Annotated in this window: 19 protein-coding genes and 1 tRNA gene; 15 read left to right on the forward strand and 5 right to left on the reverse strand. The window is 74.4% G+C overall.

Features of this window, described 5'->3' with window-relative positions; translation table 11 throughout:
* Window positions 1-9: 9 nt before the first annotated feature.
* Window positions 10-972 (reverse strand): fatty acid desaturase, encoded by a 963-nt coding sequence (locus AB0K43_RS17625; RefSeq protein ID WP_363640614.1) that lies wholly within the window; start codon window positions 970-972, stop codon window positions 10-12.
* 167 nt (window positions 973-1139) lie between these two features.
* Between AB0K43_RS17625 and AB0K43_RS17630 the strand changes: the two genes are divergently transcribed.
* The 6 genes from AB0K43_RS17630 (at window position 1140) to AB0K43_RS17655 (ending at window position 6081) form a co-directional block, all read left to right on the forward strand.
* Window positions 1140-1214 (forward strand) — tRNA-Gln (locus tag AB0K43_RS17630).
* Window positions 1215-1356: 142 nt separating this feature from the next.
* Window positions 1357-2808: a bifunctional UDP-N-acetylglucosamine diphosphorylase/glucosamine-1-phosphate N-acetyltransferase GlmU gene (glmU, locus tag AB0K43_RS17635; RefSeq protein ID WP_363640616.1), complete on the forward strand. Its 1452-nt coding sequence runs from the start codon at window positions 1357-1359 to the stop codon at window positions 2806-2808.
* A 210-nt stretch (window positions 2809-3018) separates the two neighbouring features.
* Window positions 3019-3996: a ribose-phosphate diphosphokinase gene (locus AB0K43_RS17640; RefSeq protein WP_363640618.1), complete on the forward strand. Its 978-nt coding sequence runs from the start codon at window positions 3019-3021 to the stop codon at window positions 3994-3996.
* 278 nt (window positions 3997-4274) lie between these two features.
* Window positions 4275-4874, forward strand: coding sequence for a 50S ribosomal protein L25/general stress protein Ctc (locus AB0K43_RS17645; RefSeq protein WP_363640620.1), 600 nt, complete (start codon window positions 4275-4277; stop codon window positions 4872-4874).
* Window positions 4875-5036: 162 nt separating this feature from the next.
* Window positions 5037-5624, forward strand: coding sequence for an aminoacyl-tRNA hydrolase (gene pth / locus AB0K43_RS17650; protein WP_363640622.1), 588 nt, complete (start codon window positions 5037-5039; stop codon window positions 5622-5624).
* Between the two features lie 280 nt (window positions 5625-5904).
* Window positions 5905-6081, forward strand: a complete 177-nt coding sequence (locus tag AB0K43_RS17655) for a hypothetical protein (RefSeq protein ID WP_363640624.1) — start codon at window positions 5905-5907, stop codon at window positions 6079-6081.
* Between the two features lie 67 nt (window positions 6082-6148).
* Here the strand turns inward: AB0K43_RS17655 and ppc are convergent, their stop codons facing one another.
* Window positions 6149-8884, reverse strand: a complete 2736-nt coding sequence (ppc, locus tag AB0K43_RS17660) for a phosphoenolpyruvate carboxylase (RefSeq protein WP_363640765.1) — start codon at window positions 8882-8884, stop codon at window positions 6149-6151.
* Window positions 8885-9201: 317 nt separating this feature from the next.
* Here ppc and AB0K43_RS17665 point away from each other — a divergent pair, with 317 nt between their 5' ends.
* Window positions 9202-10488 (forward strand): histidine kinase, encoded by a 1287-nt coding sequence (locus tag AB0K43_RS17665; protein WP_363640626.1) that lies wholly within the window; start codon window positions 9202-9204, stop codon window positions 10486-10488.
* On the opposite strand, the gene AB0K43_RS17670 is transcribed toward AB0K43_RS17665, so the two are convergent.
* The 3 genes from AB0K43_RS17670 to AB0K43_RS17680 form a co-directional block, all read right to left on the reverse strand.
* A complete protein-coding gene (locus AB0K43_RS17670; RefSeq protein ID WP_363640628.1) occupies window positions 10453-11541 on the reverse strand; it encodes a hypothetical protein in 1089 nt (362 codons plus the stop codon). The genes AB0K43_RS17665 and AB0K43_RS17670 overlap by 36 nt on opposite strands.
* A 115-nt stretch (window positions 11542-11656) precedes the next feature.
* Complete coding sequence (locus AB0K43_RS17675; protein ID WP_363640767.1) at window positions 11657-12166, reverse strand: SUKH-3 domain-containing protein; 510 nt, start codon at window positions 12164-12166, stop codon at window positions 11657-11659.
* 56 nt (window positions 12167-12222) lie between these two features.
* Complete coding sequence (locus AB0K43_RS17680; RefSeq protein WP_363640630.1) at window positions 12223-12693, reverse strand: YwqJ-related putative deaminase; 471 nt, start codon at window positions 12691-12693, stop codon at window positions 12223-12225.
* A 397-nt stretch (window positions 12694-13090) separates the two neighbouring features.
* Here AB0K43_RS17680 and AB0K43_RS17685 point away from each other — a divergent pair, with 397 nt between their 5' ends.
* The 8 genes from AB0K43_RS17685 (at window position 13091) to AB0K43_RS17720 (ending at window position 24116) form a co-directional block, all read left to right on the forward strand.
* On the forward strand, window positions 13091-14257 hold the full coding sequence (locus AB0K43_RS17685) for a Gfo/Idh/MocA family oxidoreductase (protein WP_363640632.1): 1167 nt from the start codon (window positions 13091-13093) through the stop codon (window positions 14255-14257).
* Window positions 14254-15234 carry an NAD-dependent epimerase/dehydratase family protein gene (locus tag AB0K43_RS17690; protein WP_363640634.1) on the forward strand — a complete coding sequence of 327 codons (981 nt, stop codon included), beginning with the start codon at window positions 14254-14256 and terminating at the stop codon, window positions 15232-15234. Before AB0K43_RS17685 ends, AB0K43_RS17690 begins: the two co-directional genes overlap by 4 nt.
* A gap of 55 nt (window positions 15235-15289) precedes the next feature.
* Window positions 15290-16420 carry a DegT/DnrJ/EryC1/StrS family aminotransferase gene (locus AB0K43_RS17695; protein ID WP_363640636.1) on the forward strand — a complete coding sequence of 377 codons (1131 nt, stop codon included), beginning with the start codon at window positions 15290-15292 and terminating at the stop codon, window positions 16418-16420.
* Window positions 16417-18039 (forward strand): MBL fold metallo-hydrolase, encoded by a 1623-nt coding sequence (locus AB0K43_RS17700; RefSeq protein ID WP_363640638.1) that lies wholly within the window; start codon window positions 16417-16419, stop codon window positions 18037-18039. The genes AB0K43_RS17695 and AB0K43_RS17700 overlap by 4 nt, the downstream gene beginning before the upstream one ends.
* Window positions 18040-18050: 11 nt before the next feature.
* Window positions 18051-19157 (forward strand): DegT/DnrJ/EryC1/StrS family aminotransferase, encoded by a 1107-nt coding sequence (locus AB0K43_RS17705; RefSeq protein WP_363640640.1) that lies wholly within the window; start codon window positions 18051-18053, stop codon window positions 19155-19157.
* A gap of 96 nt (window positions 19158-19253) precedes the next feature.
* Window positions 19254-20255, forward strand: coding sequence for an SMI1/KNR4 family protein (locus AB0K43_RS17710; RefSeq protein ID WP_363640642.1), 1002 nt, complete (start codon window positions 19254-19256; stop codon window positions 20253-20255).
* A gap of 43 nt (window positions 20256-20298) precedes the next feature.
* Complete coding sequence (locus AB0K43_RS17715) at window positions 20299-22785, forward strand: SUKH-4 family immunity protein (protein WP_363640644.1); 2487 nt, start codon at window positions 20299-20301, stop codon at window positions 22783-22785.
* Window positions 22786-22976: 191 nt separating this feature from the next.
* A complete protein-coding gene (locus AB0K43_RS17720; RefSeq protein ID WP_363640646.1) occupies window positions 22977-24116 on the forward strand; it encodes a hypothetical protein in 1140 nt (379 codons plus the stop codon).
* Window positions 24117-24225: the final 109 nt, after the last annotated feature.

A 24225-nucleotide genomic window follows, 5' to 3' on the forward strand; every position in this document is an offset into this window, starting at 1 on the left:
GCGCACGCCTCATGCGGTGCGGCGGGCGGCGATCCGCTCCGTACTGGGCCACCGGACGTCCTTCGCCCAGCCGGCCTGCTCGAACCAGCGGATCAGCCGGGCGGAGGAGTCGATCTGCCCGCGCAGGACGCCGTGCCGGGCCGAGGTGGGGTCGGCGTGGTGCAGGTTGTGCCAGGACTCGCCGCAGGACAGCACGGCCAGCCACCAGACGTTCCCGGACCGGTCGCGGGACTTGAACGGGCGGGCGCCGATCGCGTGGCAGATCGAGTTGATCGACCAGGTGACGTGGTGCAGCAGCGCGATCCGGACCAGGGAGCCCCAGAAGAAGGCGGTCAGCGCACCCTGCCAGGACATCGTGACCAGCCCGCCGACCAGCGGCGGCAGCAGCATCGAGACCAGCGTGAAGAGCCAGAACAGCCGGGAGATCCGGCGGATCGCCGGGTCCTTGATCAGGTCGGGCGCGTACTGCTGCTGCGGGGTCTGCTCCTCGTCGAAGAGCCAGCCCATGTGCGCCCACCACAGGCCCTTCAGCAGGGCGGGGACGCTCTCGCCGTAGCGCCACGGCGAGTGCGGGTCGCCCTCCTTGTCGCTGAACTTGTGGTGCCGGCGGTGGTCGGCCACCCAGCGCACCAGCGGGCCCTCGACGGCCAGGCTGCCGGCGATCGCGACGGCGATCCGCAGGCCGCGGTTGGCCTTGAAGGAGCCGTGGGTGAAGTAGCGGTGGTACCCGATGGTGATGCCGTGGCAGGTGAGGAAGTACATCACCGTGGCGATCGTCAGATCGAGCCAGCCGAGGCCCCAGCCCCAGGCCACCGGCACGGCGGCGAGCACGGCGAGGAACGGGACCGCGATGAAGATCCCTATCGTGATGCGCTCGGTGAGTCCCTGCCGATCCCCGCTCACGGTGGCGGTCAGCGGTACGAGGGCGGGGTCCGCGGCCTGGGGGCGCGCTTCGTCGGCCTGAATGGTCATGACGGTCCTTGGGGGGCGAAGCGGGGTACCTACGTAGCCGTAACTTACGGCATCGTAGGTTCTGCGGCCTCCGATGGGAAGACGTGTCGCGGCCGCCCGGGGCCGGTGGCGGGGAAGCGCCATAGTGGTGGAGCTGAGGGCCTGAAACCCGTAGTGTGTGCTTGCCATCCCCGGTTGCTCTGCTGGCACGGGCGCCCAGACTTTGAATCTGGTCTTCGCAGGTTCGATTCCTGCCCGGGGAGCCCTGCCCTCCTCGCCCGGTACGCTGCCGCGGGCCGATCGCCCGCCGGCACCCGGATATCCTCTGAGCTGCCGGGCCGCGGCCGTGCGGGCCGAGTCCGGCCACCCCCTCCCTCACCGTGAATCGACCGAGGAGCCTCCCGCGTGAGTGCCAACCACACCGCTGCCGTGATCGTGCTCGCCGCCGGCGGCGGGACTCGGATGAAGTCCAAGGCCCTGCCCAAGGTGCTGCACCCGATCTGCGGCCGGACCCTGGTGGGCCACGCGGTCAGTGCCGCGCAGGAGCTGGGGCCGCAGCACCTGGTGGTGGTGGTCGGCCACCTGCGCGAGCTGGTGCAGGCACACCTCGCCGAGGAGTACCCCGGGGTCCGCCCGGTCGTCCAGCTGGAGCAGAACGGCACCGGCCACGCGGTGCGCACCGCGCTGGAGGCGCTGGCCGCCGACGGCGTGCAGCTGGACGGCACGGTGATCGTGAGCACCGGGGACGCCCCGCTGCTGACCGGCGGCACGCTGGCCGCGCTGGCCGAGGCGCACGCCGGGCAGGGCAACGGCGTCACCGTGCTCACCGCCGTGGTGCCGGACGCCACCGGGTACGGCCGGATCCTGCGGGACGGGAGCGGCGCGGTGGCCGCGATCGTCGAGCACAAGGACGCCACCGAGGCGCAGCGCGAGATCGCCGAGATCAACTCGGGCGTGTTCGCCTTCGACGCCAAGCTGCTCGCCGAGGCGCTGGGCCGGCTGGGCACCGACAACGTGCAGGGCGAGGAGTACCTGACCGACACCCTGGAGATCCTGCGCACCGCGGGCCACCGGGTCGGCGCCGTGGTGGCCGGGGACTTCCGGGACATCGTCGGCATCAACGACCGGGTCCAGCTGGCCGAGGCCCGCCGGATGCTCAACCAGCGGCTGGTCGAGCGGGCGATGCGCGCCGGCGTCACCGTGGTCGACCCGGCCTCGACCTGGTTCGACGTGCAGGTGACCTACGAGCCGGACGCGCTGGTGCTGCCCGGCACCCAGCTGCACGGCGCCACCCACCTGGGCGAGGGCTGCGAGGTGGGTCCGAACACCACGCTGACCGACACCTCGGTCGGCGCCGGCGCCCATGTGAGCAACACCACGGCGATCGGCGCCGAGATCGGCGAGCTGGCCTCGGTGGGCCCGTACGCCTACCTGCGCCCGGGCACCCGGCTGGCCCGCAAGGCCAAGGCCGGCACCTACGTCGAGATCAAGAACTCCGAGCTGGGCGAGGGCGCCAAGGTGCCGCACCTGTCCTACATCGGCGACGCCACCATCGGTGAGGGCAGCAACATCGGTGCGGCGTCCGTCACGGTCAACTACGACGGCGTGAACAAGCACCGCACGGTGATCGGGGCGCACTGCCGCACGGGCTCCGACAACATGTTCATCGCACCGGTCACCGTCGGTGACGGCGCCTACACCGCGGCGGGCTCCGTTGTGACCAACGACGTACCGGCCGGCGCCCTCGGGGTGGCCCGGGCGCAGCAGCGGAACATCGCCGGCTGGGTGGCCCGCAAGCGGCCCGGTTCGGCCTCTGCGCAGGCTGCCGAGGCTGCGGAGGCGGGTGGGGCGCGGTAGTCCCGGTGGGACCGGCGGGCGTCTCGCCCGGTGGTCCCGGGGCGGACGCTTTCCGGCGGGGCGCGTAACCTGGAGTACATACGTGCGCCACTGGGCCTACTGTCCGCGCCTCGGCGTACTCCCAATTCCCCCGTCCACCTGCCCGCCCGGGTCCTGCCCGGGTGCGCCCGGGCGGGTCCATGTGCGGCAGCAACACGAGGAGACGGTGCAGTGAGCGGGATCACGACGTCGGGTGAGAAGAAGCTGAAGCTCTTCTCCGGCCGTGCCCACCCTGAGCTGGCGGCGGAGGTGGCGGCTGAACTCGGGACGGAACTCGTCCCGACCAAGGCGCTGGACTTCGCCAACGGCGAGATCTACGTCCGCTTCCTGGATTCCGCGCGTGGCGCGGACTGCTTTGTGATGCAGAGCCACACGGCTCCCATCAACCAGTGGATCATGGAACAGCTGATCATGATCGATGCGCTGAAGCGGGCCTCGGCCCGCAGCATCACCGCGATCCTGCCGTTCTACGGCTACGCCCGCCAGGACAAGAAGCACCTCGGCCGGGAGCCCATCTCGGCCCGGCTGATCGCCGACCTGCTGGCCCAGGCCGGTGCCGACCGGATCATGGCCGTCGACCTGCACACCGCGCAGATCCAGGGCTTCTTCTCCGGCCCGGTGGACCACCTGTTCGCGCTGCCGCTGCTCTGCGACTACGTCGGCGACAAGGTCGACCGCGACAAGCTGACCATCGTCTCGCCGGACGCCGGCCGGGTGAAGGTCGCCGACCAGTGGTCGGACCGGCTCGGCGCCCCGCTGGCGATCATCCACAAGCGCCGCGACATGAGCCAGGCCAACACCATCCTCTCCGCCGAGGTGGTCGGTGACGTCAAGGACCGGGTCTGCGTGCTGGTCGACGACATGATCGACACCGCCGGTACCATCTGCGCCGCCGCCGACGCGCTGTTCGACAACGGCGCCGCGGACGTGATCGTGGCCGCCACCCACGGGGTGCTCTCCGGCCCGGCCGCGGACCGCCTGAAGAACTCGCGGGTCAGCGAGTTCGTCTTCACCAACACCCTGCCGACCCCGGCGCAGCTCCAGATGGACAAGGTGACCACGCTGTCGATCGCCCCGTCGATCGCCGCCGCGATCCGCGAGGTCTTCGAGGACGGCTCGGTCACCAGCCTGTTCGAGGGCGTGCACTGACCCGTGCCGCCATGAAATCGGCCCCCGGAGCCCCGGCTCCGGGGGCCGATTTCATGGTTGACGCGCACTGAGGTTAGACTCGTGAGACTGCTCGGCGAGGGATGCCGTGTGCCCACGCGGGTGCCGGATCCGTGATCGACGCGCTGGTCCAGCCGCAGCCCGGCTGTGACCACCCGTCATCCGCCGCCGAGCGTCCCCCCGAACGTACTTGAGGGTGTGGCCCGGCGGTTTTCTGTTGTCGCCTGCACCCATCGCCAGCTTTTACGAGGAGTGCAGTCGTGTCCGAGATCCGCCTTGCCGCCGAGTCCCGCACCGAGTTCGGCAAGGGTGCCGCCCGTCGCGCCCGCCGTGCCGGGTTCGTCCCCGGTGTCGTCTACGGCCACGGCCACACCCCGGTTCACCTGAACCTGCCCGGCCACGACCTGATGATGGCCCTCAAGACCCCGAACGCCCTGCTGGTCGTGCCGATCGACGGCAAGGACGAGTTCGTGCTGCCGAAGGCCGTCCAGCGCGAGGCCATCAAGCGCACCATCGAGCACGTCGACCTGCTGCTGGTCAAGCGGGGCGAGAAGGTCACCGTCGAGATCCCGGTCATCGCCGAGGGCGAGCTGGCCCCCGGTGGCAACCTGCTCGAGCACGTCCTGAACGCGCTCCCGGTCGAGGCCGAGGCCACCCACCTGCCCGAGTCCGTGACCGTCTCGGTCGAGGGCCTGGAGGCCGGTGCCTCGATCACCGCCGGTGACATCGAGCTCCCCAAGGGCACCACCCTGGCCGTCGACGCCGACGCCGTCGTGCTGCAGGTCATCGGCGCCCAGGCCGCCGAGGTCACCGAGGACGAGGCCGCCGAGGCCGAGACCGAGGCCGGCACCGAGGCCTGAGCCTCACGCTGAACCGTTCGACCGCTGCCCCGGTCGCCCCGTCGAGGGGTGGCCGGGGCAGCGGCGTTCGGACCGCGTGGTGGACGGCGCCCGGCCGAGGTGGGCCGGGGCGGGGCGCGGATAATGGGTACCCGGCATCGACGGCGAGCGGAGAGCGGCGAAATGAGCGCGGCGGCACAGGAGTACACCGGCCCCTGGCTGGTGGTGGGGCTGGGCAATCCCGGCGACGGCTATGCCCGCAACCGGCACAACATCGGCTTCATGGTGGCTGACCTGCTCGCCGAGCGGATCGGCGCCCGCTTCAAGGCGCACAAGAGCCGGGCCCAGGTCGCCGAGGGCCGGCTGGCCGGGCAGCGGGTTGTGCTGGCCAAGCCGATGACCTTCATGAACCTCTCCGGCGGCCCGACCACCGCGCTGCGCGACTTCTACAAGGTGCCGGCCGCCGGCATCGTCGCCGTCCACGACGAGCTCGACCTCGACTACGCGACCCTGCGGCTGAAGACCGGTGGCGGCGACAACGGCCACAACGGCCTGAAGTCGCTCACCAAGTCGCTCGGCCCCGACTACCACCGGGTCCGCTGCGGCATCGGCCGCCCGCCGGGCCGGATGGAGGTCGCGGACTTCGTGCTCAAGGACTTCTCCGCCGCCGAGCGCAAGGAGCTGGACTGGTTCGTGGACCGGGCGGCCGACGCGGTGGAGGCGCTGCTGTCGGAGGGCCTGGAGCGCGCCCAGGGTACCTACAACGCCTGACCTGCCGTCAGTTCCCTTGGCGCTCCGGTGGCACGCGGTACACAACGGTCGTGCAACGCTTTGGGTGACGGGAGCTGAAACCCGGTCAGGAGCGCCCGAAGCTTCGGTACGGTCAGTCCTGTACGAAGGGGTTGAGGGGTCGATTCTGGGGGTAAGGACTGTGGTTCGGTCACGCCGTGTCCGCTGGGGGAACGCTGTCGGCGGAGCTGTACTCGGCCTGGCGGCCTGCACGCTGGCCGGCGGGTCAGCGTCCGCGGCCGGGGCGACCGACGGCCCGTCGGTGGCGCCGGAGCCGGCCGCCGCCCAGCTGATGCCGCTGCCGCAGGTGCCGCCGGTGGCCGGCTCGGTCGGCGGCTCGGCCGGGCTGTACGCGGTCGGCGGCGGCCTGGTGGTGGCCGCCGGGGGAGCCGCGACCTGGCTGCGCCGGCGGCGCGCCGGGCGGCCGACCACCTACTGAGCGCGGCGGGCACGAAGACGGGAGGGGACCGGCCACCGGCCGGTCCCCTCCCGCGTTCCGGGCGCGGTCAGCCGGTGTTGCGCAGGCCGGCCGCGATGCCGTTGACGGTCAGCAGCAGGGCGCGGGCCCGCAGCGGGTCCTCCGGGCGGCGCTGCTCGGCCATCTCGCGCTGGCGGCGCAGCAGGGCGACCTGGAGGTAGGAGATCGGGTCGAGGTAGGCGTCCCGGACGGTGAAGGTCTGCTTGAGCACCGGGTTGTGCTCCAGCAGCTCGCTCTCGCCGGTGAGCCGGAGCACCTCGCTCAGGGTCAGCTCGTGCTCGGCGACGATCTGGTCGAAGACGTGGTGCAGGTCGGCCGGCACCAGCTGCTCGACGTAGTGGCGGGCGATCCGCAGGTCGGTCTTGGCCAGCGTCATGGCGACGTTGGACAGGAAGTTCTGGAAGAAGTGCCACTGGCCGTGCATCTCGTCCAGCACGTCACCGAGGCCCGCCTTGCGGGCCGCCGCGAGACCCGAGCCGACGCCGTACCAGCCCGGCACGATCTGGCGGGACTGGGTCCAGCCGAACACCCACGGGATGGCCCGCAGGCCGTCCAGGCCGGCGCCCGAGTCGGGGCGGCGGGACGGGCGCGAGCCCAGGTGCAGCGAGGCCAGCTGGTCGACCGGGGTGGCCGCGAAGAAGTACTTCGGCAGGTCCTCCTGCTCCACCAGGGCCCGGTAGGAGGTGTGCGCCGCCTCGGAGACCTGGTCCATCGCCGCGTCCCAGCGGGCCAGCTCCTCGGGGGCCTGGCGCGGGGCGGTGTGCAGCGCGGAGGCGGCCAGGGTGGCCGAGATGGTCAGCTCCAGGTTCTCCCGGGCCAGCGAGGGCAGCAGGTACTTGTCCGAGATCACCTCGCCCTGCTCGGTGACCTTGATCTCGCCCTCCAGGGTGCCCCAGGGCTGGGCCAGGATGGCCTCGTGCGAGGGGCCGCCGCCGCGGCCGACGGTGCCGCCGCGGCCGTGGAACAGCCGCAGCCGGATGCCGTAGCGGTGGGCCACGTCGCGCAGCCGGCGCTGGGCCCGGTGGATCTCCCACTGGGAGGTGGTGATGCCGCCGAACTTGGAGGAGTCCGAGTAGCCGAGCATCACCTCCTGGACGTCCCCGCGCAGCGAGACCAGCAGGCGGTAGGAGGGGTCGGAGAGCATCTCGTCCAGGATCCGGTCGGCCTCCTGGAGCTCGTCGGTGGTCTCCAGCAGCGGCACGATGCCGACCTTGGCGATCCCGGCGTGCAGGTCGATCAGGCCGGCCTCGCGGGCCAGCACCACGGCGGCGAACACGTCGTCGGCGCCCTGGCACATCGAGATGATGTAGCTCTCGACGATCTCGTCGCCGAACCGCTCGAAGCCCTCCCGGATGGTGGTGAACACCCCGAGGGTCTTGGCGCCGGCCGCGTCCAGCGGGGCCGGGGTGGGGGCCAGCGGGCGGCGCGAGCGCAGCTCCTTGCCGAGCAGCCGCTGGCGGTACTCGCGGGGCATGTCGGCGTAGCGCCAGGCCTCCTCGCCGAGCCGGTCGAAGAGCTGGCCGAGCGCGTGGTGGTGCGCCTCGGCGTGCTCGCGCACGTCCATGGTGGCCAGCTGGAGTCCGAACGCCTCGATGGTGCGGATCGCCCGGGCGAGCCGGCCGTCGGCGATCAGCTGGCCGCGGTGGGTGCGCAGCGAGTCCTGGATCAGCTTGAGGTCGGCGACCAGCTCGCGGGTGCCGACGTAGTCGCGCCCGGGCAGGTGCGGGGTGCCGGCGGCGAGCCGCTCGCGGGTGTTCTCCAGCTTGAGCCGGACGCAGGTGGCCTTGAGCCGGTAGGGCTCCTCGGCGTTCATCCGCTTGTAGCGCGGGCTCAGTTCGGGCAGCAGGGCGAGGTCGGCGTCCAGCGACTCCAGCAGCTCGGGGGAGGCGCCGGCGAGCCGGACCGAGGTGGAGAGCGCGGCGCGCAGGTCGTCCACGGCGGCCAGCGCGTCCTTGATGCCGTACTCGTGCTGGAGGTTGAGCACGTCCCAGGTGACGGCCGGGGTGACGTTCGGGTTGCCGTCCCGGTCGCCGCCGATCCAGGTGCCGAAGGTCAGCGGGCGGACGCCCTCGGGGAGGGTCAGGCCGACCCGGGCCAGCTCCTCGTGCAGCTCCTCGAGCACCTCGGGGACGGCCTCGCGGTAGAGCTCGTCCAGGTAGTAGACGGCGTTGCGGGCCTCGTCGGTGGGCTCGGGACGGGCGATCCGCAACTCGTCGGTCTGCCAGAGCAGGTCGATCACCTCGGCCAGCCGGCGGTCGGCCTGGCGCTTGGCCGAGCTGTGCCGCACCGGGTCGGCGGTGGAGAGGCCGGAGGCGACGTGCTCGCGGTGGATCCGCTCCAGCAGCTCGCCGATCCGGCGGAGCTTGTTGAGCACGCTGCGGCGGGCGGCCTCGGTCGGGTGCGCGGTGAAGACCGGGCGGACCGCCAGGTTGGCCAGGGTGTCCTCGAGGTGCTTCGGGTCGGCCTCGGCGAGCTGGTCGGCGGTCTGCGCCAGCAGCGAGCCCTCGCGGGCCCGGCGGGTGGCGAACTCGCGGCCGCGGTGCACCTGCTCGGTGACGTTCGCCAGGTGGAAGTAGGTGGAGAAGGCCCGGACCAGCTTGCCGGCGGTCTCCAGGTCGATCTCGGCGAGCAGTTGCGCGGTGGCCTCGCCGTCGGTGCGGCTGAGCAGCCGGACCTGCTCGACCAGGCCGAGCAGCTCGGGGCCCTCCTGCCGGACCAGGGTCTCGCCGAGCAGGTCGCCCAGGCGCCGGATGTCGGCGCGCAACGCGGCGTTGGCCGCGACCGGGTCGTCGGCGAGCGGGGACGGGCTGTCGGCCGAGGTGGGGACCGGAGCGGTCACGGCTGGCTCCCTGTGGTGGTGGGTTCGGGCAACGGCTCTCCCCCACCGTTCGCAGCGAAGGGCCGGGGGCGTGCGGACCGCGCTGTCCGTCGCGGACCAGCATAGGTGGCACCGGGTGCCGCGTCCGAGAAGTGGCCGGATGGCGGACATCGGCGGCGCGGCGGGGGAGCGGGGCGGACCGGGACGAGGCGGGTCGGTAACGGGGTGGGGCCGGGGCAGGGCCCGCCCTTAGGCTGTCCCTCATGAGCAAGTCGCCTGACGGGGGCGGGCCGGCCCACTCGCTGTGGTGGTGGGAGCGGCGCCGCAGTGCGCTGCTGGACATCGTGCTGGCCGTGCTGGCCGCACTGGAGTGCGCCTTCGGCGCGTACGGCGTGGTGCAGGACCGCTTCCACCTGGGCGTCGGGGTCGCGGTGGCGGCCGCCGTCCCGGGGGCGCTGGCGGGGGCGACGCTGGTGGTGCGGCGGCGCTGGCCGGCCGTGCCGGTGCTGGTGGCGCTGGTCTTCGTGCCCGGGCTGTTCGGGATCCTGCTGCTGGTGGTGTCGCTCTACACGCTGGCCGCCACCTGGGAGTGGCCGTCGCGGCGGCGCCGGGTGGTGGCGCTGTCGGCGCTGGCGCTGGCCGAGACCTTCGGCATGGTGCTGTTCGCGATCAACGCCCCGGAGCAGGGCGACGCGGCCACGCCGCTCCCGCCGACCTGGGTGTTCGTGGTGATGGCCGCGCTGGTGGCGGTCGGGCTGACCGTCCCGCCGGTGGTCACCGGGCTTTACGTGGGGGCGCGCCGCCGCCTGGTCGAGTCGCTGCAGGACCGCGCCCACGGCCTGGAGGCCGAGCTCGGTCTGCTGGCCGAGCAGGCCAGGGAGCGGGCCCGCCGGGCGCGGCTGGAGGAGCGCACCCGGATCGCCCGGGAGATGCACGACGTGGTGGCCCACCGGGTCAGCCTGATGGTGGTGCACGCCGCCGCCCTGGAGCGGACCATCCCCCGGGACCCGGACCGGGCCCAGCAGAGCGCGAAGCTGATGGGCGAGGTCGGCCGGCAGGCGCTGGACGAGCTGCGCGAGATCCTCGGGGTGCTGCGGATGGCCGAGCCGCCGCCCGCGGAGCAGGCCGAGCGGCCGGACAGCCTGGCCGGGCTGGCCCGGCTGGTGGAGCAGTCCCGGGCGGCCGGGATGCTGGTGGACCTCACGGTCAGCGGCGACAGCTGCCCGTACGAGGGGCAGGCCGAGCGGACCGCGTACCGGCTGGTCCAGGAGGGCCTGACCAACGCGCACAAGCACGCCGCCGGCGCCCGGGTCGAGGTGGTGCTGGCCTACCTGCCGAACGGGGTCCGGGTCGCGGTGGCGAACGCCCCGGCGGACGGCAGCCGGGACACCGTCGTGCTGCCCAGCGGGGGCAACGGGCTGCTCGGCATGCGGGAGCGGGTGGTCGCGATCGGCGGCAGCTTCAGCGCGGGGCCGGCCGAGGACGGTGGCTTCCGGGTCGAGGCGGTGCTGCCCTCACGGCTGTCCGTGCGGGTGGACCGGCTCGGCTGACCGCGGCGTCAGCAGGGCGCCCAGCCGCGGCTGCACCAGCGGGCCGAAGAAGCGGACCGCGGCGGGCGTGGCCAGCAGCACGGCGAGGGTGAGCGCGCACGCGCCGAGCAGCGGCAGCGCGGTGTACCAGTGGTGCAGGGCGCGGGCGTGGTAGATCCCGGAGGCCTGGACGAGCTTCAGCGGCAGGCCGTGCAGCAGGTAGACGTACAGCGAGGCGCCGCCGAGCGCCGTCCACCGGGTGCGGTGGTCGGGCAGCAGCGCCAGGAAGGCGGCGCCGGCCACCAGCGACAGCGCGGCCAGCGCGAGCCGGACGCCGACCCAGAGCGGGTAGCCGACGTGCAGTTCGGCGGCGCTCTGGGTGTACTCCACCCAGCCGGGGTTGAGCAGCTTGGGCGCGGCCAGCCAGACCGTGGCGAACACCGCGGCCAGCGCGAGCGGCGCGCCCCGGCGCACGGCCGGCCGGCGCAGCAGCGCCAGGTGGCCGGGCCGCAGCACCAGGCCGAGCACGAACCACGGCAGGAAGCCCAGGGTGCGGCCGAGCGCCAGCTCCTCGGGGAAGGCGGCCATCGCGCCGGAGCCGGCCGAGATCAGGATCGCCACCGGCAGCGGGTGGCGCAGCGCCGTCCAGAGCGGCACGCTGAGCCGCCAGACCAGCAGCGAGAGCAGGAACCAGGTGAGCCAGCGCGGCTCCAGCAGCCGGATCGGGGCGAGCCGCTTCTCCAGCGCCATCCCGACCAGGTTGTAGAGCAGCTGGAAGACCAGGTAGGGGACGGCGAGTTGGGAGATCAGCCGGGCGCCGTCCACCTGCGGGCGGCCCGGTCTGGGCCGGGCGAACCAGCCGCACAGGGTGATGAACACCGGCATCGAGAACGCCGCGATGGTGAGCACCGCGGCGGCGACCGTCCGGTCCACCTCCAGCAGCGGCATCCAGGTGTGCGCGCAGACCACCAGCGCCACCGCGGCGAACTTGGCGTTGTCGAACAGCGGTTGGCGCCGGGCGGCCGGGCCGGGCGGTTCGGTGGTCGTGGGCGCGGCAGCCGTCTGGACGCTCATCGCGATTCCTCCCGGTGGTCCCCTCGGAAGCTCCACATGTCCGATGCGCCACAGTGTGGCGGCAACGCGGCTCCGGCGGGAGGGGATTGGCCGAGTCGGGACGTCCGACGCCGGATCAGCCGCCGTCCTCGGCGGCCCGCAGGCGGTGCTGGGGCAGGCCCAGCACGAGCGTGCTGACGGCCTGGTCGATGGTGTGGCCGAGGAACCACTCGCCGGTGTGGTCCAGGCTGTAGACCCGGCCGGACTCGTCGATGGCGAGCAGCGCCTGGCCGAACGCCTCCTCACCGAGCGGGGCGAGCCGGGTGCCCAGCGCGCGGCCGAGGTCGGCCAGCGTCCGGGGCTGGTGCAGCCCGCAGCGCGGGTCCAGCAGGAACGAGGTCCTGGCCTGCGCCCGGCCGGCCCCGGACAGGTCGAAGGACAGGCCGCCGAACTCGGCCCAGGCCTCGACGGCGGCCGGGAAGACCGCGTGCCGGGCCTCGGGCGGCCGGTCGTGGGCGGCCAACTCGTCCGCCCACTCCTCGGCCTGACGGATCTCCCAGCGGCCGGGGTGCCAGCCGGCCTGCTTGAGGGCGGCGGCGACATCGGCCGGGAAACGGGGCTGGGTACGGACCGCGGTCGGGTTCAGGGCGTGCTCCGGTGACTGGGGGACAGGGGGCCGAGGGTGGCCGGACGGGCATCGGCTCAGCGGGCGGCGGGCCCGACGGCGACGCTCGTCACGTTCAGGTGCTCCAGCAGCGGGGCGCAGGAGCGGCAGGGCGGCGCGTGGGTGCCGTGCGCCGGATCGCCCTCCTCGCGGATCCGCACCGTGGTCAGCCGGGCGCCCTTGAGCGCCTTGCGGGCCTCCGGCAGGGTGAGCGGCTTGCGGGCGGCCCGCTTGGAGCGGCCCGCGTCGATGCCCGCCAGGAACTGCGAGATCAGCGCGGGCTCCGGGCAGTGGCCGAGGAACCGCTCCCGGTGCTCGACCGGCAGCGCGGCCAGGAACTCGGCCACCAACGGGTGCAGCAACGGCGCCCGGCCGGCCTTGTCGCCCGCCAGGGTGTGCACCTCGCCGCCCTTCAGCGACAGTGCCGCGGCGACGGCCGGCAATAGGCTGTCGCGCTGGTGGCGCAGCACGGGCACCGGTGTGCCCGGGCCGGGCTCCGGCTGGTCCATGACTGCTCCTCGGCTGTGCTCGGTGCATCGGCAGTTCTCCGCTGCCGGGGGTCTGCTGACGGACGGTGACCACCAGGGTCGCACGGCGCCCGCGCGCGGATGGTGGGAACAGCCTGCCAAACGCCTCCGACACCCGGCGCCCCGGGGTGCGGAACCCGGTGCTCCGCCGCCGGTCGGCGGCGGTGTACGGAGCGTGTGCTCCAGGCTGCCGCGCCGTCCGGGAGCTGCGCCGGGTTTCCGGATTCGGGCCATTTTCGACTGCCGTGCCCGGTACCGTTCCACTGCGAGGTCAGAGGGGTCGGGCCGTGGGGAGAGCGGCTTGCACCCGTGCCTCGCCGGGCAGCAGAGGCCGCCGGGGCGAGGAGGCTTCCGGGGCCGGGGCAAGGGGGGTCTTGCGGTGGCGATCGGGTCCAAGGACGTGGCGCACGAGGCGCCGGGTGAGCATGTGCCGACTCCCGGGGTGACCGAGTCGCAGCCGGCCGAGCGGATCGGCCTGGCGGTGGTCGGAGCCGGGTACTGGGGGCCGAATCTGGTCCGCAACGCGCAGCAGACGGCCGGGCTGCGGCTGCACTGGCTGTGCGACCTGGACGAGGAGCGCTCCCGGCGGGTGCTCGGCGAGTACAGCACGGTACGCACCACCACCTCGTTCGACGAGGTGCTGGCCGACGAGCGGGTCCGGGCGGTGGCGATCGCCACCCCGGCCGCGGCGCACTACAAGCTGGTCCGGGCGGCGCTGGAGGCCGGCAAGCACGTCCTGGTGGAGAAGCCGATCACCACCACCGTGGCCGACGCGGCGGAGCTGGTCGAGCTCGCCGAGGAGCGCGGGCTGGTCCTGATGTGCGACCACACCTTCTGCTACACCCCGGTGGTGCGGCGGATCCGCGAGCTGGTGCACGGCGGCGAGATCGGCGACATCCAGTTCTTCGACTCGGTCCGGATCAACCTCGGCCTGGTCCAGCCGGACGTGGACGTGCTCTGGGACCTGGCCCCGCACGACCTGTCGATCCTGGACTTCGTGCTGCCGCCCGGGGTCGAGCCGGTCGGGGTGAGCGCCCAGGGCGCCGACCCGATCGGGGCCGGCCGGGCCTGCGTCGCGTACCTGACGGTGCGCCTGAGCAACGGCGCGCTGGCCCACTGCCACGTCAACTGGCTCTCCCCGACCAAGGTCAGGACCACCCTGATCGGCGGCTCCCGCCGCACCCTGGTCTGGGACGACCTCAACCCGCAGGCCCGCCTGGCCGTCCACGACCGCGGGGTCGACCTCACCCCGCCGGACGAGCTGACCGACGCCATCCGGCACCGCGCGCTGATCTCGTACCGGGTGGGCGACATGGTCGCCCCCGCGCTGGTCGAGCAGGAGGCCCTGCGCAACGTGATGGGCGAGTTCGCCGCGGCCATCACCGAGGGCCGGGCCCCGCTCACGGACGGCCGCTCCGGCCTGCGGGTGCTCCAGCTGCTGCACGCCGCCTCGCGCAGCCTGGAGCTGGGCGGCGCCACCGTACCGGTCGGCGGCGCCGACGACATCGAACTGATCACCGCTCAGGAAAGGGCCGCCGCCCGATGAACGCAGTCGCCATTGAGGGCTCCCGCTGCCTGGTCACGGGCGGGGCCGGCACCATCGGCTCCACCGTCGTCGACCAGCTGATCCAGGGCGGGGCCCGCGAGGTGATCGTGCTGGACAACCTGGTCCGCGGCCGGCTGGAGAACCTGGCGCCCGCCCGGGCCGCCGCCGCGCCCGGCCAGCTGCGGATGGTCGAGGGCGACATCCGGGACCGCGCCCTGCTGCGCGAGCTGCTCGGCGACGACACCGACCTGCTGTTCCACCTCGCCGCGATCCGGATCACCCAGTGCGCCGCCGAACCCCGGCTGGCCCTGGAGATCATGGTGGACGGCACCTTCGACGTGGTCGAGGCCGCCGCCGAGAAGGGCGTGAAGAAGGTGATCGCCTCCTCCACCGCCTCGGTCTACGGCCTGGCCGACACCTTCCCCACCCCCGAGAGCCAGCACCCCTACAACAACGACACCTTCTACGGCGCCGCCAAGGTGTTCAACGAGGGCTTGCTGCGCAGCTTCCACGCCATGTACGGGCTGGACTACGTCGCGCTGCGCTACTTCAACGTGTACGGCCCCCGGATGGACGTGCACGGGCGCTACACCGAGGTCTTCATCCGCTGGATGGAGCGGATCGCCGCCGGCCAGCCGCCGCTGATCTTCGGTGACGGCCTCCAGACCATGGACTTCGTGCACACCGAGGACATCGCCCGGGCCAACCTGCTGGCCGCGCAGGCCCCGGTCACCGACCGGGTCTACAACATCGCCAGCGCCTCGGAGGTCTCGCTGCGGGGCCTGGCCGACGCGCTGCTGGCCGCGATGGACCGCACCGACCTGGACGTGGAGCACGGCCCGGCCCGCGGTACGGCCGGCGGTGTGGTCCGGCGCCTGGCGGACATCTCGGCGGCCGAGCGCGACCTGGGCTGGAAGCCGGAGCTGGGCCTGGACGACGGCCTGCGCCAGCTGGTCGCCTGGTGGCGCGAGCAGTAACCCCTCCTTCCCGTCCCGTCCTTCGGAGCAGCGCGTGTCCACCACCAATCCTGTGATGCCCCAAATCCCGGTGATGCTGCCGTGGCTCGGCGAGGAGGAGGCCGAGGCCGCCGCCGCGGCCGTGCGCTCCGGCTGGGTGGCGCAGGGCCCCCGGGTCGCCGAGTTCGAGCGGGCCTTCGCCGAGCACCTCGGCGTCCCGCACGCCGTGGCCGTGTCCTCCTGCACCACCGCGCTGCACCTGGCGCTGATCGGTGCCGGGGTCGGGCCCGGCGACGAGGTGGTGGTGCCCTCGCTCTCCTTCATCGCCACCGCCAACGCCGTCACCTACGTCGGGGCCGTCCCGGTCTTCGCCGACGTCGACCCGGCCAGCGGCAACCTGACCGCCGACACCGTCGCCGCGGCGCTGACCGGGCGGACCAGGGCGGTGATCGCCGTCGACCAGGGCGGCGTGCCGATCGACCTGGACGCCGTGCGCGCCCTGGCCGAGCCGCGCGGCATCACCGTGGTCGAGGACGCCGCCTGCGCGGCCGGCTCCACCTACCGGGGCCGCCCGGCCGGTGCCACCGCGCAGATCGCCGCCTACTCCTTCCACCCGCGCAAGCTGCTGACCACCGGCGAGGGCGGCATGGTCACCTGCCAGGACGGCGAACTCGCCGCCCGGCTGCGGCGGCTGCGCGAGCACGGGATGAGCGTCTCGGCCGCCGACCGGCACGCCGCCAGCGGCGGGGCCGGGGTGGTGGAGACGTACGACGAGATCGGCTTCAACCACCGGATGACCGACATCCAGGCCGCGGTCGGCCTGGTGCAGCTGCGCAAGCTGCCCGCGATGGTCGAGCGCCGGCGCGAGCTGGCCGCCCGCTACCGGGAACTGCTCGGACCGCTCGCCGAGCGGCTGGTCACCGACCCGGCGCACGGCACCGGCAACTTCCAGGCGTACTGGCTGCTGCTGCCCGAGCAGGCCCCGGACCGGACCGAGGTGCTCACCCGGCTCGCGGCCGCCGGGGTGTCCGCCCGGCGCGGCATCATGGCGGCCCACCTGGAGGCCCCGTACAAGGGCACCGCACGGGTGCCGCTGCCCGCCACCGAACTGATCACCCGGCGCTCGCTGATCCTGCCGCTGTTCCACACCCTGACCGAGGGCCAGCAGGACCGGGTGGTCGCCGCGCTCCGCGAGGCCATCGGGTGACCCTGCCGGCCGGGACGTCGATCAGGCACCTCGGGCACGCCGGCTTCGTGGTCGAGCACGCGGGCCTGCGGATCCTGATCGACCCCTGGTTCCACCCGGCCTTCCTGGCGGCCTGGTTCCCGTACCCGGACAACCGCGACCTGCTGCCCGGCACGGTCGCCGGGCGGTACGACTACCTGTACGTCTCGCACACCCACGAGGACCACTTCGACGAGCGGACGCTGGCCCAGCTGTCCCGGGAGACCACCGTCCTGGTGCCGCGCTTCCGCAGCCGGGCGCTGGGCCGGCGGCTGGCCGCGCTCGGCTTCGGCGAGCAGGTCCGGCTCGGCCACCGCGAGCAGTACCGGCTCGGGCCCCGGTGCACGGCCACCATGCTGCTGGACACCAGCCACAAGGAGGACAGCGGCCTGCTGCTCGACCTCGACGGCTACCGCTTCCTCGACCTCAACGACTGCAACACCCCGATGTCCGAACTCCCGGGCGACATCGACCTGCTGGCCGCCCAGTACTCCGGCGCCATGTGGTACCCGAACGCCTACGACTACCCGGCGCGGGCGATGGCGGAGAAGACCGCCGCCGTGCGCGCCGACCTGATGGACACCCTGGTCCGCAAGGTCCACCTGACCGGGGCCCGGGCGTACCTGCCCTCGGCCGGCCCGGCCTGCTTCCTGGATCCGGCGCTGGAGCGCTTCAACGACCGGCAGCGGACGATCTTCCCGCACTGGGAGGACGTCGCCGCGGAGTTCGCCGCGGCCTGCCCCGGCACCGAGGTGATCCGCACCGCTCCGGGCACCCTGATCACCGCCGACGCCGTTGACACCGCCGACGCCGCCGACGCCGCCGACGCCGCCGACGCCGCCGACGCCGCCGACGCCGTTGACACCGCCGACACCGCCGCCGCGACGCCCGTCCCGGCCGGCCGTTGGCTGACCGACCCGGACGGCTACCTGGCCGACTACCGGGAGCGGCGCCGGGCCGAGTGGGAGGCCTACCACTCGGGCGAGGTGGCACCGGTGGCGGCCGCCGAGATCGAGGCCCACTTCGCCCGGCTCCAGCGGCTCAACCGCCCGCTGCTGGCCGACTACCGGGCGGGCCTGCGGCTGGAGGCCGAGGGCGCCGCCTGGGGCCTGGCCCTGGGCGAGCTGGCCGAGCGGGTCGAGCTGGAGGACGAACCGGTCGACCCCGGGTACGTGATCCGGGTGCCCGCCCGCGCGCTGCGGGCGATCCTGGACGGCGCGACCGGCTGGGAGGAGGCGCTGCTGTCCATGCGGCTGAGCCTGCACCGGGATCCGGACGTCTTCGACCTGACCCTGCTCAGCCTGCTGCGCTACGGCCACCAGCCGGCGCAGACCCGGCGGCTGGTCCGCGAGCGCACCAGGACCGAGACCATCGAGCGCGACGGCCTGCGGCTCCAGCGCTACTGCCCGCACGCCGGCGAGGACCTGAGCCATGCCGTGATCGCCGACGGACTGGTCGAGTGCCCGCGCCACCACTGGAAGTGGGACGCCGGCACCGGCGCCTGCCTCTCCGGCGGCGCGCTCGCGCTGCTGGTCGAGCCGCTCCAGCAGCCCACCGACGCCGTCCAACCGCCCCGGCCCGAGGGCCGGACAACCAGCTGAGGAGCCTTCGGGTGACCGACATCCCGCTCGTCGACCTGCAAGCCGCCCACGCCGAGATCGCCGAGGAGGTCCGGGAGGGCTTCGACCGGGTGCTGCTCAGCGGCGCCTACATCAAGGGCCCGGACGTGGCGGCCTTCGAGGAGGAGTACGCGGCGTTCTCCGGCGTCCGGCACGCGGTCGGCGTCGCGAACGGCACCGACGCGCTGGAGCTGGCCCTGCGCGCGCTGGACCTCCCGGCGGGCGCCGGGGTGGTGCTGCCGGCCAACACCTTCGTGGCCACCGCCGAGGCGGTGATCCGGGCCGGGCTGCGGCCGGTGCTGGTCGACGTCGACCCCGCGCACCTGCTGATCGACCCGGCCGAGGTCGCCGAGGCGCTGCCCGGGGCCGCCGCGGTGATCCCGGTGCACCTGAACGGGCAGCTCGCGCCGATGCGGCCGCTGCTCGACCTGGCGGGCGAGCGCCCGGTGGTCGAGGACGGCGCGCAGTCCCAGGGGGCCCGGCAGGACGGCCGGCTCTCCGGCTCCTGGGGCCGGATCTCCGCCACCAGCTTCTACCCCGGCAAGAACCTGGGCGCCTACGGCGACGCCGGCGCGGTGGTCACCGACGACGAGGAACTGGCCACCGCGGTCCGGCTGATCGGGGACCACGGCTCCGGCCGCAAGTACGTGCACGAGCGCTTCGGCTTCAACTCCCGGATGGACACCCTGCAGGCCGTGGTGCTGCGCGCCAAGCTGCGCCGGCTGCCCGCCTGGAACGAGGCCCGCCGGGCCGCCGCCGCCCGCTACGACGCGTTGCTGGCCGGTCTGGACGGGCTGACCACGCCGCGCACGCTGCCCGGCAACGAGCACGTCTGGCACCTGTACGCGGTGCGGATCGAGCGCGGCCGGGACACCGTGCTGGCGGAGCTGCAGGCCAACGGGATCGGCGCCGGGGTGCACTACCCGGTGCCGGTCCACCTGCAGCCCGCGTTCCGGCACCTGGGGTACGCGCAGGGTGCCTTCCCGGTCACCGAGCGGGCCGCCGCCGAGATCCTGACCATCCCGCTGTACCCGCAGATCACCGAGGACGCGCAGGCACGGGTGGCGGAGACCCTGGCCAAGGCGCTGGCCCGGATCTGACCCGTCACAACCCCCCGGGCGGGGGGACGTCCCCCCGCCCGCACCCCCTACGCTGGTGCCCAGCAAATCTGCTTCAGCCAGTGTGGGGGCACCCAGATGACGACAGGTCGGCCCGCCACCGCCGCCGCGCCCAACTCGGCGTACGCGGGTCAGGTGGTGCAGTTCCCGGATCCGGTACGGGCCGCCGCGCACCCCGCCGGGGTGCGCGTGGACGAGTACGGGTACCCGGACTTCAGCGCCTACGCGGCCGCCGCCGCCGAGGTGGCCGACCCGCCCGAGGGCTTCGGCGTGGACGAGCTGCGGCTCACCGACTACGTCTCGGCCAACGCCGCGCTCTACACCCAGGGCCACCCGCTGTGGGCCGACCAGGAGACCGCCGTGGCGACCCCGGCCGGCTGGACCTGGCACCACGTGGTCGGCCGGGCCGCCCCAGGCCTGCGCCGGATGGAACTGATCCCGGTCGAGGTCAAGGCACTGCTGCGGCACCACGGCGGGCTGGCCCGCTCCACCGCCGACCACTCCCGGCGCGGCACCCGCCCGCTCCAGGAGCACCGACCGGCGCACTTCCCGCTCGCCAAGGACGGCGGCGACCCGCTGGCCGTCACCGAGGACCAGGTGCAGCACGCCGAGCAGCGGCTCGGCCACCCGCTGCCCGCCGCCTACCGCACCTTCCTCAAGCTGGCCGGCGGCCGCGCCCCGGCCGGGGTCGCCCTGGACGTCGCGTACGGCGTGCTGCTCGACCAGCCGTTCCTGACGCTCAGTGACGAGTACGGCGTGCACGACCTGGTCTACGCCAACAAGTGCCTGCGCGACCACCTGACCAAGGACTACCTCGCGGTCGGCTACGTCCAGGGCGGGCTGCTGGCGGTGAAGGTGCGCGGCGAGCAGATCGGCTCGGTCTGGTTCTGCCCGTACGACGACGCCCGGGACTCGGCCGTGCCCGAGCCGCCCGAGGAGCGGGTGGCCCGGCTGCTGCTGCCCTGCGGCGAGAGCTTCGACGCCTTCCTGCTCCGGCTGGCCGGCAGCCCGCCGGAGCTGGAGACGGTGGCGGAGCTGATGGTGGACGGCGGGTTCGCCCGTGCCGTCCCGGTGAACTGATGCCGGGGTATCCGGTGGCCGGCAAGAAAGGGGTGGACGGGGCGTGGTGACGACCTACGCGCAGGCTCAGGAGACCGCCGAGGAGTGGATCAACGGCGGGGTGCCGCGCTCCCAGCACCGTGAGGTCCGGGTGCGCGAGTTCGACCTGGGCTTCGTCTGCTGGGCCGAGGACCGTACGGACGGCTCCCCGGCCGAGGGCGGCGGCACCCGACTGGTGATCACCCGGGACAGCGGGGCCAGCACGCTCTGGCCGCCGCTGCCGGTGAACGAGGTGGTCCGGCAGTTCGAGGAGCTGTACGGCAGCCGGGCCGAGCCCAACCCGGCGGGGGCGGCCAAGCCGGTGCCCAGCGCGGTCGAGGCGACCTCCTTCCTGCTCAGCCCGCCGCAGTGGTTCGAGCAGGCGGGGGCCGACGCGCTGGCGGCCGAGGCCGCGGAACTGGCGGCGGAGACGGCCGCCGCCGCGGCGCCGCCCGTCGCGCCGTCCGTCCCCGCCCAGCCCGCGCCCGCCCAGCCCGCGCCCGCTGCCGGGGCCGCGGTGCTGAGCACGCCGCCGGCCTCCGACCGGCCCGCGGGCGATGCGCCCACCATGCTGGCGCCGCCCTCCGCCCGGGAGGAGGCTCCGGCTCCCGCGCCGGTGCCGGTGGGCTCCGAGGGGCTCACCGTGCCGATGCCGGGCGGTTACGGCCTGGCCGCCCCCGCCGGCTCGGAGGGGCTCACCGTCGCGCTGCCCGCCACCGCGGGCCCGGCGCCCGCCGACCCCACCATGCCGATGCCCGAGGGGTTCCTCGCCGGGGCCCCGGAGCCGGGTGTGGCCCCGCCGCCCCCGCCGGGCGCCCGGCCGGTCCCGCTGCCCCCGCCCCCCGGCTTCCCGCCGCCGCCCGCCCCGCCCGCCATCGAGCACGCGGCCACCATGCTGGCGACCCCGGACGGGCTGCCGCCGCAGCCGGCCCCACCGGCGCCGGCCATCGAGTACGCGCCGACCGTGTTGGCCACCGACGGCCCGCCCGGGCTGCTGGGCCTGCCCGGTGCTCCGGGCCGGCCGGGTGCCGGCGGACCAGGTGCCGGTGGCCCGGCCGGTGGTGGCCTCGGCCGCTCCGGCCCGGCCGCGCCGCCGCCGCCCGCGCCGGCCGACCTGGGCGCCGGCCCCGGCGGCCAGCCGGTGGCCGGAGGTGCCACCGGCCGCAGCGCGCCCACCGCGCCGCCGCCCCCGCCCCCCACCGACCTGCACGGGTCCGCGGGCGGAGGTCCGGCCGGCACCGGGCGCGGTGGGCCGGGCGCACCCCCGCCGGTCCCCACCGACCTGGCCGGCGGCGGTGCACAGCCGCCGGCCGAGCCGCCCCGGCCCGGCGCGGCCGAGGTCGCGTACCAGGCGACCCAGCTGGCGCCGGCCATCGACCTGCCGGGCTCCCCGGCCCACGGCATCCCGCCGGTGGCCCCGCCGCCGGTCGGCTACGGCTACCCGGTGGCCGGCGCGGTGCCCGCCCCGGCCCCGGTGGCGGCGCCGCCGGCCGTGCCGCACGGCCTTCCGCAGCCGCCCGCAGCCCCGGCGGTGCCCGGGCTGCCCGCGATCGGCCCGGGCACCCAGGCCGTGATCAGCTACCGCGGCCCGGACGGCTCCGAGCAGACCCTGCTGCACCGCAGCGAGCCGGGCACCCCGCACCCGGAATGGAAGGCCCTGCAGGAGCTGCGGCGCCTGAACGTGCCGCCGGACCAGGTGCTGGAGCTGCACACCGACCTGGAGCTGTGCGACCTGCCGGGCGGCTACTGCGCGCGGATGGTCCAGGCCTCCTGGCCGAACGTGCGGATCAGCCACACCGTCCCGTACGGCCGCGACCTGCGGGCCCGGCAGGCCGGGATGGCGCAGCTGAACGACCACCTGGACCAGCTGCACCAGCTGGCCGCCGCCCCCCGGCGGCCGCGCCCGGTCCGGGTGCCGCTGCCGGCGCCCGGGGTGATCCCGCAGCTGCCGCCGCTCGCCCCGCAGCAGCTGGCGGGTGAGCTGGCGCAGGCCTTCGGCCAGGGCGTGTTCCGCTTCGAGCAGCGCGCGGTCTCCCGGCAGGGGGTGCCCGAGCCGGTCTCGGCGACCCTGATGTGGGCCGGCCTGCCGCGCGACTTCGCGCCGTTCTTCTGGGCCCAGGCCCAGGAGGGCCGGCCGATCCCGACGCTGGCCGAGCTGGCCGCCGAGCGCGGCCGCCCGGCCGCCCCGGACTTCGGCGGCTACCTGGTGCTCGGCAGCGACTACGGGCGCCAGCTGTGCGTCCAGTACGGCACCGCCGCCGTGGTCGCCGTCGATCTGGAGGGCCCGGGCGAGGCGCCGCGCTTCGTCAACAGCGGGGTGCCGGAGTTCGTCCGCAGCCTGGCGGTGCTGGGGCGGATGTGGCGGCTGCGGTACGGCCTGACGCCCGAGCAGGCCGGCCGGTGGACCACCGACCTGCAGGCCGAGCTGATCTCGGTCGACCCCGCCGCGCTGTACACGCCGGAGAGCTGGTGGTCGGTCCTGGTCGAGCAGTTCTGGGACGGCCTGATGTAACCCCGCCCCACCCGGGTAGGAGGGGGCCGTACCGCTCGACGGTGCGGCCCCTTCGGGGTCCGGTACGGCCTCGTCTTCTTTGGCTTTCCAGCGTATCTGCGCAAAATAGGTCAAGACGATAGGCAGTACGAGGGCCTGAAGATCACATTGAATGAGGGCTGCGGAGCCCGCGAGCACGAAGGGAAGAGCCGATGAGCGATGCCGTCTCCCCGTCCGGCTTCACCGTTGCCCGGCGAGGCTACGCACCCGAGCAGGTGGACCGGACACTGGCCGCCCTGAGCACCGACCGCGACCGGGCCTGGGAGCGGCTGAGCGTGCTCGGCGCCGGCCTGCGGGAGATGGAGAACCGGCTCGCCGAGGTGGTGCAGGCCGCCGCCGACGCCCCGGAGCCCGACTACGGTCTGCTGAGCCAGCAGGCGGCCGCGCTGATGGCCATCGCCGACGCCGAGGCGCTCGCGGTGCGGACCGGCGCCGAGCGGGCCGCCGAGGACAGCCGGGACTCGGCCTACGACGCTGGCCAGGATGCCGCCCGGGCGGCCGAGGAGCACGACGCGACCACCCGCCGGGAGGCCGACGAGGCGGCCCGCCGGATCGAGGAGCGCACCCGGGCCGAGGCCGAGCGGCTGCGGGCCGAGGCCGACCGCGAGGCCCGGGAGATCCGGGACGCCGGCACCGCCGACGCCGCCCGGATCAGGGTCGAGGCCGCCGAGGCGGGCGAGCGGGCCGAGGGCAAGCTCGCCGAGCTGCGGCGCCGGGCCGACGAGATGTTCGCGGCCGCGGAGGGCAAGGCGGACGGCGAGGACGCCAAGATCTCGGCGACCGCGGAGCGCAAGCTGCGGGAGGCCGAGCAGCACCGGGAGACGGTGCTCGGCGAGATCCGCCGGATCGAGGCCGAGGCACAGGCCAAGGCCGACCGGGTGCTGGCGACCGCGCGGGAGGAGGCCGACCGGATCCAGGCCGGGAGCGACCGCGAGCAGGAGGATTTCACGGGCCGCCTCGACGTGGTCCAGAAGCACCTCGACCACATCAAGGCGCACCTGGCGGCGCTGACCGGCGCGGCGGTGGGTGCGGTCGAGCCGCAGCCGGCGCTGCCGCCGGCCGGGGCGGCGCCGGTGGTCGAGGCGGTGCCGCCGCCCGCGGCCCCGCCGCGGCCGGAGGCCCTGCCGGCAGCGGAGACGCCGCCGTGGGCCCGCAAGGCCCCGCTGGAGACACCCGTGCGGGACACCCCGCAGGACGCGGCGCCCGAGCCCGAGACGAAGATCGTCCCCAAGATCGTGATCATCGACGACGGCTCCGACTACGACGCCCCCCGCACCGTCCGCCGAGGCTGACCCGCAGCAGCGGTTGGCCGATCCTCGACGAGAGCCCCGGTGCCACCCGTACTCGTGGCGCCGGGGGCTGTCCGTCGGGAAGCGGTTTACCGCCGCAGCCCTCCGGACT

Origin of the sequence: Kitasatospora sp. NPDC049258, from assembly GCF_040678895.1 — a bacterium.
Classification (GTDB): domain Bacteria; phylum Actinomycetota; class Actinomycetes; order Streptomycetales; family Streptomycetaceae; genus Kitasatospora.